Genomic DNA, 11,695 nt, shown 5'->3' on the forward strand with positions numbered 1-11,695 from the left:
TTATAAAACGAAGGTCTATTCTATGTTGTTAAAGCTAGTATACAGTTTGTGGAGTGTCATTTTTATTGGCTTATTAACAACTTATACTTATGAAGCGCGCGCTATAACTACCTCTGATGTATTTGTATATACTGAGCAACAGCAAGACATTAATTTGTTCCAAGTTGGTACATTACTTGCCACCAGTAACGATGGTTTTCCGCGTTCTAGTTCGCAAATAAAAAGCTGGCTTGACAATAAACAACCGCAATCCACAACCACGTATTTTGGTGGCAGTTATTGGTTGGTTGTGGAGCTGGAAAATCAAACTCAGTTAGATGAATTAGTGTTGTTCCCATACAACACTTTAGTGTCGCGTATCGAAACGCGCGTCTATGATATGACTGATCCTACCATGGCCTTCGCTCGCTATTTGACTGGCGGTATCGAGAAAAATGAATTTGCCTTTCATTATGGTAACAAAATAACGCTTACCTCCGGCAAGCGTTATTTTATGATCACTAAGTATGAAAGCGACTATTTTTATACCCCGCCAAAACTGGTTTTAAAGCCTTATAACGCCTATTTTTCACAGATCACCATCGAGAATATGGTGATGATGTTGTGCTTTGGGGTAGGCATTGCGCTTGGTTTGTATAATCTATTAATTTACTTTGGTGCCCGTGATGTTACGCATCTATATTATGCGTTGTTCACAGCATGTTGGGTATTTGCCTGGAGCCAGTTTTTCCATATTCCTGATCAAATATTTGGTTTTTACAGTTCGCACTTGCATTGGGTTGGCTTTGTTCTCATACCGCTGACTAATATTCTATTTTTCAATAGCCTACTCAAACTCAAAGAAAGCTTTCCGCGATTATCAAATGCATCCTTTATATTGGCTGCGATATCAACAGCAGGGGTTCCTTTTGCGATAATATGGCCGGGCTTTGGTTTTATTTGGGCAACCATAGTCACCGGCGCGACTTTATGCCTAGGGCTTTACATTGGCATACGCAGTTGGATGAGTGGCTTTAAGCCGGCACGTTTTTTTGTATTTGCTTACCTTGCAATGGCTATTCCTAACATGGTGGGAAACCTCACTAATTTAGGTGTGTTACCACAAATCGCAATTGATTTATATTTGCTCGGCCTAATTGGAACTGCTCTCGATGCTATGTTATTGGCTTTTGCGGTGGCAAATAAATTTAGTATCTTACACGATGAGAATGTTGAGCTGACAAAAAACCTCGAGCAAAAAGTTCAACTTCGTACCCAAGAGTTACAACAACTAGCTGAAGAGCTGCGAGATGCCAGTGAGGCTAAAAGCCGCTTTTTAGCGAATATGAGCCATGAGATTCGCACCCCCATGACCTCAATTATTGGTTACGCAGATGGTATTATTTTAGGGGATATTAAACCCCACGAACGAAATCATGGTATACGGGTTATTTTACAAAATAGTCGTCATGTACTGGGCTTAATTAATGACATATTGGATATGTCAAAAATTGAAGCTAATCGTCTTGAGATCGATTTAGTTGAGACCGACTTATTTGCCACCATAGCCAATATTGAGTCGTTATTGGGTAAGCAAATACGTGATAAAGGCCTTAAATTTAAAGTTGATTATCAATTTCCTTTGCCTGATTGGATAGTCTCAGATCCAATACGATTACGGCAGATATTACTAAATTTAACAGCCAATGCCCTAAAATTTACCACGGTAGGCCATATTCAATTAGTGGTGAGTTGTAGCAAAGAGCAGTTGGTTATTAAAGTTAAAGACACCGGTATTGGTATGACAGATGCGGAACAAGCTGATTTGTTCACGCCATTTTATCAGGCTGATTCGTCTATTTCTCGTCAATATGGTGGCACTGGGCTTGGCTTAAATATTTCAAAAAGTTTAGCTGAAAAGTTGGATGGTGATATCACTGTCCATTCTCATGTTGGTAGTGGCAGTGAATTTAGTCTTAGTATGGCATTGTATACACCTGAGCGAGTTCGTTGGATAACCAGTTTTGAAGAAATATGCCAGAGCAGCGTAAAAGAGTTACCAAGCCTGTGCCAACGAAACTTAGTTGGTGAAGTACTGGTTGCTGAGGATCATCCAGAAAACCGTGAGCTTATTAAGCGTATTTTAGAGCGGATGGGGTTAACCGTTACAGCAGTTGAGAACGGTCAAGATGCAGTACAAGCGACTTTAGATCACCAATTTGATTTAATATTATTAGATATCCAAATGCCGATAATGGACGGTGAACAAGCGATACATATTATGCAGGCAACGGGTATAACGACACCGATTGTTGCGTTAACGGCTAACACCATGAAACACGAAATAGAGCGTTACTTAAAACAGGGTTTTATTGACCATATCGGCAAACCGATTGACCGCAGTGAGTTTAGTCAAAAAATCGCCAGCTATTTAGATATTGAAATGCATGAGGAAGTGAACCTTCCTGAACATGAATTTGCAGCACTCAAGCAAGTATACATCAACGGTTTAAAAGCGCAGCGAAATACACTGAGTCGGCAATACACTGAAGGTGATATCGACGGCTTTTCACAAAGTGTGCATATGTTGAAGGGAACTGCAGGTATGTTTGATTGCGATACCTTGTATCAACATGCACTTAAGTTAGATAAAGCATTGAAAGCAGACAGGGTTATTCTCGATAGCCAGTTAGTGTCTAACGTACTTACTGAAATCGACGATATACTGCTTCACTCAACGCAATGATTTTAGTTGTTCGCGGCTTAATTGTACAAAGTCTGTACGTTGATAATATCGAGCATACAAGGTGGTAAAAATCGCACTTTGCGAGAGTTTATCAAATGTGGAAATGAGCTCTTTCGCTGAAGCGGTTTTACTATAACAACAATTGCGATAACGTTTTATTAATTGCGCTAAACTGCTGCCTTGTTGCTGTAATGCTAATTCTGCTTCAATAAAAAACGCAGCGCCACTCCAATACACTCGTTGTTGCGCACCGTGTTGCCACATGTCTGCGGATAACTCACTCAGTGGTTGTGACATTTTACGTGTTTGATTGCGGCCACGTTCAAGTCCAGCACTAAGTCGTTGGATAAATTGTCCACTATTTATTACCTTGTTATCATGCATTATTCTATTTTGCATATAGGTAGCAAACCCTTCACTTAGCCAAAAAGCTGAATAGGGCAATAACGGTAAGTATAAATGAGCAAGCTCATGGTACAGAGTCCAATCATCATTTAGCTGGCGTAAACTAGCGAAGCGGTCAAAATGTAATTCTATACCATCAGGATCGCCTCTTTTTACGCTACCCCAAGGCACCGGCTCAAAGGTAATATAACGAGGGTGTAAATAAATAGGCAACAATGCATGTGGTAGTGGCCCTAAGCTTGCCTGTGTTTTCTCTACACTGGAATTTAACCATTTTACTATCCGTTGTTGTTGGTTGTCCGAAAGTCCCGTTAATCCATGTGGCTGAATCTGCGTACTAACTTGGGCTGCGCAATTAAAACACAACGCAAATAAAATCGAATATAATAGTTTCATAGTTTACCGTGTGACGCTTTAAGTGAGTAAGAGAAGACCAAACAAAGTGCAGCCGACATTCATTATTTTATTGTTGAATAATAAGTATAACGGCTAAAACCACGACATTAGCTCCTAAGCATGGTTTAATTGTTATATCAACACTCTATAACAAAAAGCATGGCAATAGTATGAGTTATCAACATATTGAAATTCCACCTCAGGGTGAGCAAATACGTATTGATAACAAAGGTATTTGGCATATACCCGCGCAACCCATCATCGCTTATATTGATGGTGATGGTGTAGGGCAAGATATTTCCCCATGCATGCGGAACGTCGTTAATCATGCCGTGCAATTATGTTACCAAGGACAGCGTCAAATTCATTGGATGGAAGTGTTTAATGGTGAAAAAGCGGCGCAGTTGTATGACGGAGATTGGTTTCCTCAAGAAACGATCCATGCCGTACGGCAATTTAAAATAGCAATCAAAGGGCCGCTAACGACTCCACTCGGTGGTGGTTTTCGCTCATTGAATGTTGCCTTACGCCATGAAATGGATTTATTCGTCAATATGCGCCCGATCAAGGGTTACTCTGCACTGCCTTCGCCATTAAAACACCCTGAAAATACCAATATTGTGGTTATTCGCGATAGCTCAGAAGACGTCTATTCAGGCATTGAATGGCAAGCAGGCAGTGTAGAAGCTGAAAAAATGCTGGACTTTTTATGCCAAGAGATGGGAGTCACTCGGCTGAGATTTGATCAACAATGTGGGATTGGCATTAAAAATATTTCTAAAGAAGGCTCTGAACGTTTAGTACGTTATGCGCTGCACTATGCTATGGCGCAAAATAGCAGCTCAGTTACCTTAGTCCATAAAGGTAATGTACTTAAATTTACAGACGGTGCATTTAAGCGTTGGGGATTTGCTTTGGCAGAACGAGAATTTGCCGCGCAAGCACACAGAAATGGGCGCTGGTTAGAAATTCCCCGAGATAGCCAAGCCCCACTTATTATCAAAGAAGTGATTGCCGATAACATGCTACAGCAAGCACTAATGACCCCTGAACAATTCGATGTGGTCGTAACCACTAATCAAAATGGTGATTACTTAGCGGATATGTTGACTGCACAAGTAGGCGGCATTGGTATTATGCCAGCGGCTAATTTGAACAACGAAGTGGCCTTTTTTGAACCTACCCATGGCACATTTGCCCGAATCGCAGGAGAAAATAGTGCAAACCCCACAAGTAGTATTCTAAGTGCGGTAATGATGCTGCGCTTTATGGATTGGCATGAAGCTGCACAGGCGATTGAAAATGCCTTAACCCAGACATTAAATGCAGGTGAAGTGACGTTTGATTTGCAACAAGAACAACAAAACTCGACTATCCTCAGTTGTAGTGATTTCACACAAAGGATAATCGAGCGTTTAGGCAATTCATGATTTACGCTGCGTTGGCGTTTTTAAGCGCTGCACTGTATGTACAAGGTCGATTAGTCAACGCAGCAGCACGTTGGTAAATTGCCTTTGCGCCATGTTCATCGCTTGGTGTTCCACTTAAAGTATCCATTAAAGCAACTACAATAATTGCAGGAACCTGGCAGCAATACTCATCTAATACAGCCGTTGTGGTTTGTGCATCAACATGACAATGCGGGTGATTTTGCTCAACTTGATAAGCATGTAGCAACGTTTGAGCATCTAAACTGTCGTTTTCAAAATGCTTGTTTTTACGGCATTGACAGCCAAACTCATCCACTAATGTTGCTAATGCTTGATAAACATCAGCACAATCAAGTGTAATTTGCTGACAAAGCTGTTGTTCAATGAAGGTGTGTAAATGACCATCGATGAATAATCCGTCTTGTTGGGTAAAGCTTGCTGTAGTTTGCATCATAATGTTGTCTCTTAATTGTAGTGGTTAACTCATTGGGTATGGGTTTACTTTAGTGCTAAGTTCACTATTTATGAAATTGTTGTTTTCAATAACTGATATTGATCTAATCAATAATAATATAGGCAGTAACTACTGAAGGGGATTTTTGCTGATGTAGTTAAACGATGCGAGACGAGTAAGGCTATTTTCAAGTGCTAAATTAAGTCTGTTGTTGGGGGAGGGTATAACAACCAGCCTGTCAGTATTTACAGACTGGCTGGTTGTTATAGAGCGACTTTAATTTAAAAGTTTGCTTATTTTGTTTGTGCATCTAATGATTGACCATTCACATCTATAGAATCGTCACTCATTAAGTATAAATAAGTTGGCATTAAATCTTCAGGGCACGCTAGCTTATCTCGATCTTCACCCGGGTAGACACTGGCACGCATTGCCGTATGTGTTGCACCTGGGTTGATACAATTGATGCGAATATTTGTTTTACCAACTTCACATGCCCATGTTTGCATCATCCCTTCGACAGCAAATTTGGAAATGGCATAGGCTCCCCAAAATTCACGGCCTTGGCGACCAACGCCTGAAGAAGTAAAGATAATTGACGCTGATGGCGATTTACGTAATACAGGAAACAGATACTTTGTGATCATCGCCTGAGCAGTCACATTCACTTTCATGATGTTATCAAACGTAGAAGAACAAAAATGCTCAAGTGGACCTAATGAACCAATAATAGCCGCGTTATTAAGTAAACCATCGAGCTTGCCAAACTGTTGTTCGATGGTTGCGCCTAAATCACGAAAATTTTGTTTACTGGCACCTTTTATATCCATAGGTACAATTGCCGGTTTTGGACCGCCAGCAGCAACTATTTCATCATAAACGGCTTCGAGTTTGCTGGTGGTTTTACCAAGTAAAATAACGGTTGCGCCATGTTTTGCATACGTTATTGCCGCGACGCGGCCAATGCCATCACCCGCACCAGTGATCAGGATAACTTTGTCTTGTAGGGCATTTTCAGCCGCTTTATAAGTTTGCATAATAAAGGTCCAAAAGAATCAATTTCATTGATTTTAACATAGCAAAACACCAAGTTATCGAATTTATTGCAAAATAAGGTGGCGAAATTTGAAACTTTACGTTAACTTTAACTGGTCTAATGTCTTATTAATAATCTAATTACAATATTTTAACCAAATATTACGCTATAACTTAAAAGAATTTAATTAAACACACACATAAAAAAAAGATTACGTGCGGAGCAAACAACATGAAAAAAATGCTACTCTCACTTGCAATTACAGCTGCTCTAGCTGGTTGTGGCGGCGGTGAAACGTTAGAAGATGTTAAAAACGACACACCACCGGTTATTCCTGCTGCTACGGTGAAATTTGACCCAGCAAATGGGGTGATCTCAGTGCCAAATGATTTATTAATGAGCGGCACAAAAGATGGCACTATTAACATACCAGGTGAGTTAGATGCCAGTGGCACGTCTGTGCCACGAGCAGCCTATGCGAACCCATCATTAGCATTAGGGGCACTAGATGGCTGGTCAAGCCAAGTCCCTTATAAGATTGATTTAACCTTTCCTGTGGATGTCAGTTCAGCGACTACGCCACAACCTAAGTTGAGTTTAGATCAAGCCTCAGCTGCAGCACCAGGCGCTGTGCGCATTTTTGAAGTGGTGATGGGCGCAAGTTTAACCGATGCAGAGTGTTCGCAAGTTCCAGCTGGAATTGCATGTAAATTGCTAGGCGAACTTACTTTTGGCGTTGACTTTATAACCAAAGCCAGTGGTGATGCCGTTGCAATCATTCCATTAAAGCCGTTTAAAGCCGGTAGTTCTTACATAAATGTATTAACCACTAACTTAAAAGATTCTGCAGGGCGTTCTATCGAACCATCTGCCACTTATGGTTTGGTTAAACAAGAAGCGCCATTAATTACTGAGTCGCAACTAGCTCTGCAAGGTGTGATCAATAGTTACGAAAATGTAATTACATCAGGTGGAGCAATTGCCAAAGATGAAATTATTTTCTCAGCAGCAATGACGATTCAATCGGTAGGCCCGGTATTGGCTAATATTAAAAAGCTGCTAGCGGCAAGTTTAGAAAATCCAGCATTGCCGAAACCTGTAGTACAAATTCCTGAACAACAAATGTTAACGGTAACGCAAGTGTTCGCTTCTCAAGGTATAACAGGGCTTTCACCAGCATTTAATGGTGTGCAGTATCAAAAAGGTAGTGTGACCTTACCTATGTATTTATCGCAACCGACTGGCAAGGAAATCTCTGATTTAGCGGCTACTTACTGGCAGGGTATGTGTGATAACGCTGTGGCAGTATTAGGTTATAAGGCTGCGAAGGGCGAAGACTTCCCAACTGAACCAGTTAGTATTAATGATGCGACATGTCAGGCATTAAGTGGTGGCCAATTACGTGATTTTGGATTAGATACAACAAGGCATTTAACAAAATACAATTCGCTCCCTAAAACACAGAGCCTAAATGATGTGCCGGTGCAAGTGACTAAGCCAATTTTACCTGTGATCAATGATGTACGTGGGCAATTAGGCTTGCCTGCCATTGAAATGCCTGCGGGTGGTTGGCCTATTGTGATTATGCAACACGGTATAACCTCTAAAAAAGAAGATATGCTGGCGTTAACGGCGAGTTTAGCGATTCAAGGTTTTGCAACGGTTGCCATTGACCATCCAGTGCATGGTGAGCGTGGTATTGATGTAGATAACGACGGTGTAGATGACTTTAACGCATCAACGGGTTCTGTCCTTGCGTATATGAATTTACAATCGTTATTAGTTGCCCGTGATAATTTAAGACAGTCAGCAGCTGATTTACTTGGTCTTCGTTTAGGTTTGAATCTGACCAATGACACGTCTTTAAATAGTCAAGATGTATCATTCATTGGTCATTCTTTGGGTTCAGTTGTCGCACCTGCTTTTATTGCCCAAGCTAATAATCCATTAGATGAACAAGTTGATGGCCTATTTAAAGTCAATACCGTCGCTTTAGCAAGTGGCGGCGGCGGGATTGCCAGCTTCTTACTTGAGTCTGCTTCTTTCGGGCCATTTGTGCAAGGCTCTGTATTATTAGCCGCAGGCACTGCTGAATCAGCTGAATTTGCAACTTTCCTTGAAACGGATGCCGTATCTAACTGTGGTGCTGTTATTGCTAATCAACAAGCTTATGTAACGTGTGCTTACCCTGAATATATTGCTGCTTTGACTGTTGCAGGTGAAAGCGCGAAAATTGCTAACATTCAGGGTGTAATGACGCAATTCTCATTTGCTGCACAAACGGCACTTGATAGTGGCGATCCAACAAATTATGCCGCAACGGTACAAGCACTTGGCACGCCTGTTTATATGAATGTGGTGGTTGGTGACGGCGCTGGTAATAAACCAGATCAAGTTATTCCGCCAACAACAGTGAATAACCCACTTGCGGGTTCATTGCCATTAGCTAATTTAATGGGCTTAACAACAGTAACCCAATCGCAAGCGCCAACGGGTGAGGGCATGAGTTACCTAGTGAAATTTACTAAAGGACATCACAGTTCAGTACTCACACCTGCACCAAATGAAGCTGCAGGCTCAACGGTAGAAGATAGCGCCGCAGCGACAACTGAAATGCAATTACAAATTGCCAGTTATTTAGCAACACGTGGCCTTGCGTTATCAATCAATAACACAGAGATTGTCACTGACTAATTTCATCGTGTACTAAAAAGATGAAAAGCCACTGAAAAGTGGCTTTTTTTTGTTTGAATGGTAAATTAGGTGAAATTTTTATATGGAGAATACAATTGGAATTTTTATATGAGTACGGCTTGTTTTTAGCTAAAACCGCGACTTTTGTGATTGCCATTGCTGCAATCATCTTGATAAGTGTTGCTGCAGCGGTAAAGCCTAAAAGTAAAAAAGGTGAAATTGAGATTGATGATCTCTCAGAGCAACTCGATGATTTAAAAAATAACTTTATTGAAAGTACGTTATCTAAAAAAGCATTAAAAGCGCACCATAAAGCACAAAAGAATGAGGCTAAAAAAATCACTGATGAAGAGTCGAAACCACGTTTATATGTCATTGATTTTAATGGCAGTATGGATGCACATGAAGTCGACAGCTTGCGCGAAGAAATTACCGCGATCATCTCAATTGCTGATCCTAAACAAGACAAAGTACTGGTTAGATTAGAAAGTGGTGGCGGTGTTGTGCATGGTTATGGTTTAGCTGCATCTCAGCTGCAACGCTTGAAAGATAAAGGTATTCACCTTTGCGTTTCAATAGACAAAGTAGCAGCCAGTGGTGGCTATATGATGGCCTGTGTGGCCGATGAAATAGTTGCCGCACCGTTTGCTATTGTTGGCTCAATTGGTGTGATAGCGCAAATTCCAAACTTTAATAAAATTCTCAAGAAAAATGATGTTGATTTTGAACAGATAACCGCTGGAGAGTTTAAACGCACGTTAACGCTATTCGGTGAAAATACCGATAAAGCGCGAGAAAAATTTAAAGATGAAATAGAACAAACCCATGATTTATTCAAACAGTTTGTCAGCAGCCAACGTCCTAGCCTAGATATTAATTTAGTTGCAACAGGCGAGCATTGGTTTGCAACTCAAGCAATGGATAAAGGTCTGGTTGATAAAATTCAAACCAGTGATGATACCTTACTCAGTCATCAAAATGAGCGACAAATTTATAAAGTACATTATAAAATTAAAAAGAGCCTCAGTGATAAGTTTGCTATTGGCCTGAGTAACACAGTTAATAAAACGGGTATATCGTTAGTTTCTCGTTTTAAAGGCTTAAACCCATAGTTTGACCGTACTTTAATTAACGCTGTTTAGATAATAAAAAACCCGCTATTTTGCGGGTTTTTTATTGCTGACGGTTACACAAAATGCTTAGTCAGTGGATTTATGATAATCCTCTAAATCTTTGGCTGCATCAGGGTCGTTAAATACGTCCTCATCCAATTGACCTTCAGATTTAGCCACTACGCAGGTTACCATACAGTCGCCTGTTACATTCACTGCGGTACGCGTCATATCGAGTAATCTGTCAACACCGATGATGATTGCAATCCCTTCTACAGGTAAGCCTACTTGATTAAGTACCATGGCAAGCATGATCAAGCCTACACCTGGCACACCTGCGGTGCCGACAGAGGCGAGCGTTGCGGTTAGAATGACCATTAAGTAATCGGAAATGGTTAAGTCAACACTGAATACTTGCGCTATAAACACCGTTGCAACACCTTGCATAATTGCCGTGCCATCCATGTTGATGGTTGCACCCAGTGGTATTGTGAATGAAGCAACTGAGTTCTTTGCGCCTAATTTTTTGGTGGCGGTTTCTAAGGTGATAGGCATAGTCGCACTTGAACTGGAAGTACTAAAACCAAACAGGCATGCGTGCTTCATTTTCTTTAAAAATATGATTGGGTTTAAGCCTGTTAATAGCTTTAATAAAATGGTGTAGTTAACAAACGCATGAATAGCAAGCGCCGCCATCACCACACCAAAGTATTTAGCTAAGCTGACGATTAAGTTCAGCTCAATGGTGGTAAATAGTTTCGCCATTAAACAGAACACCCCATAAGGTGCTACGTTCATTAATAGGGTAACTAATTTTAAGATAACGGTATTTAAATCTTCAAAAACGGCCGCGACTCGTTTACCTGCGCTGCCACTAAGTGCCATGGCAATACCAAACAGCAATGCAAAAACAATAACCTGTAGCATGTTACCACTGGCCATCGCATCAATCGGATTGGTTGGGAACATGCCAATGATAACTTGCGCAAGGGTTGGTGCTTCTTTTGCGCTATAAGTAGCGTCAGAAGGTAAATTAATGCCTTCACCGGGATTCACTAATAATGCCAAGGTAATTGCCACTGTGATCGCAATAGCAGTAGTTATAAGGTACAGGCCGATTGATTTTCCGCCTAATCGGCCTAATTTTTTCGGGTCACTTAAACTACAGGTACCACAAACAAGTGAGACAAATACTAATGGCACAACTAGCATTTTCAAACTGGCGATAAATATTTGTCCACCAATATGAAATAAACCATCAACAAAAAAGCTCTTAATTGGCAAAGAGAATAATCCAAGTGGGATTAGATAATCGTCTTCGCCAGCTAATATTGCTTGGAAAATAAAACCTACAGCAACACCCAAAAACATACCAATCATGATACGGGTGGTTAAACTCATTGAACGGATTTTTGACATAGTAACAATCTATTTTTTATAAAT

The 11,695-nt window shown here is 40.7% G+C and carries 8 protein-coding genes; 4 read left to right on the top strand and 4 right to left on the bottom strand.

What is annotated here, in order from left to right; genetic code table 11:
- Positions 1–22: 22 nt before the first annotated feature.
- Positions 23–2,725 carry a 7TM diverse intracellular signaling domain-containing protein gene (locus A7968_RS08195; protein ID WP_064666098.1) on the top strand — a complete coding sequence of 901 codons (2,703 nt, stop codon included), beginning with the start codon at positions 23–25 and terminating at the stop codon, positions 2,723–2,725.
- Here the strand turns inward: A7968_RS08195 and A7968_RS08200 are convergent.
- Positions 2,714–3,526, bottom strand: coding sequence for a M61 family metallopeptidase (locus tag A7968_RS08200; RefSeq protein WP_064666099.1), 813 nt, complete (start codon positions 3,524–3,526; stop codon positions 2,714–2,716). The two genes, A7968_RS08195 and A7968_RS08200, sit on opposite strands and share 12 nt — an antisense overlap.
- 170 nt (positions 3,527–3,696) lie before the next feature.
- On the opposite strand from A7968_RS08200, the gene icd reads away from it, so the two are divergent.
- Positions 3,697–4,956 carry an NADP-dependent isocitrate dehydrogenase gene (gene icd, locus A7968_RS08205; RefSeq protein ID WP_064666100.1) on the top strand — a complete coding sequence of 420 codons (1,260 nt, stop codon included), beginning with the start codon at positions 3,697–3,699 and terminating at the stop codon, positions 4,954–4,956.
- 1 nt (position 4,957) lies between these two features.
- Here the strand turns inward: icd and A7968_RS08210 are convergent, their stop codons facing one another.
- On the bottom strand, positions 4,958–5,407 hold the full coding sequence (locus A7968_RS08210) for a hypothetical protein (RefSeq protein ID WP_064666331.1): 450 nt from the start codon (positions 5,405–5,407) through the stop codon (positions 4,958–4,960).
- A 296-nt stretch (positions 5,408–5,703) separates the two neighbouring features.
- On the bottom strand, positions 5,704–6,447 hold the full coding sequence (locus A7968_RS08215; RefSeq protein ID WP_064666101.1) for a YciK family oxidoreductase: 744 nt from the start codon (positions 6,445–6,447) through the stop codon (positions 5,704–5,706).
- Positions 6,448–6,677: 230 nt separating this feature from the next.
- On the opposite strand from A7968_RS08215, the gene A7968_RS08220 reads away from it, so the two are divergent.
- Together A7968_RS08220 and sohB are read left to right on the top strand one after the other, a co-directional pair.
- Positions 6,678–9,140 carry a VolA/Pla-1 family phospholipase gene (locus tag A7968_RS08220; protein ID WP_064666102.1) on the top strand — a complete coding sequence of 821 codons (2,463 nt, stop codon included), beginning with the start codon at positions 6,678–6,680 and terminating at the stop codon, positions 9,138–9,140.
- Positions 9,141–9,235: 95 nt separating this feature from the next.
- Positions 9,236–10,252: a protease SohB gene (gene sohB / locus A7968_RS08225; RefSeq protein WP_064666103.1), complete on the top strand. Its 1,017-nt coding sequence runs from the start codon at positions 9,236–9,238 to the stop codon at positions 10,250–10,252.
- Positions 10,253–10,339: 87 nt separating this feature from the next.
- On the opposite strand, the gene A7968_RS08230 is transcribed toward sohB, so the two are convergent.
- The gene (locus A7968_RS08230; RefSeq protein ID WP_064666104.1) at positions 10,340–11,671 is read right to left on the bottom strand and encodes a dicarboxylate/amino acid:cation symporter; all 1,332 of its coding nucleotides are present in this window, start codon (positions 11,669–11,671) and stop codon (positions 10,340–10,342) included.
- Positions 11,672–11,695 lie beyond the last annotated feature (24 nt).

Source organism: Pseudoalteromonas prydzensis, from assembly GCF_001661495.1.
Taxonomy (GTDB): Bacteria; Pseudomonadota; Gammaproteobacteria; order Enterobacterales; family Alteromonadaceae; genus Pseudoalteromonas; species Pseudoalteromonas prydzensis.

Coding starts and splice junctions, on each gene's coding strand:
- A7968_RS08195 (WP_064666098.1), top strand. CDS start 23: ATGTTGTTAAAGCTAGTATACAGTTTGTGGAGTGTCATTTTTATTGGC.
- A7968_RS08200 (WP_064666099.1), bottom strand. CDS start 3,526: ATGAAACTATTATATTCGATTTTATTTGCGTTGTGTTTTAATTGCGCA.
- icd (WP_064666100.1), top strand. CDS start 3,697: ATGAGTTATCAACATATTGAAATTCCACCTCAGGGTGAGCAAATACGT.
- A7968_RS08210 (WP_064666331.1), bottom strand. CDS start 5,407: ATGCAAACTACAGCAAGCTTTACCCAACAAGACGGATTATTCATCGAT.
- A7968_RS08215 (WP_064666101.1), bottom strand. CDS start 6,447: ATGCAAACTTATAAAGCGGCTGAAAATGCCCTACAAGACAAAGTTATC.
- A7968_RS08220 (WP_064666102.1), top strand. CDS start 6,678: ATGAAAAAAATGCTACTCTCACTTGCAATTACAGCTGCTCTAGCTGGT.
- A7968_RS08230 (WP_064666104.1), bottom strand. CDS start 11,671: ATGTCAAAAATCCGTTCAATGAGTTTAACCACCCGTATCATGATTGGT.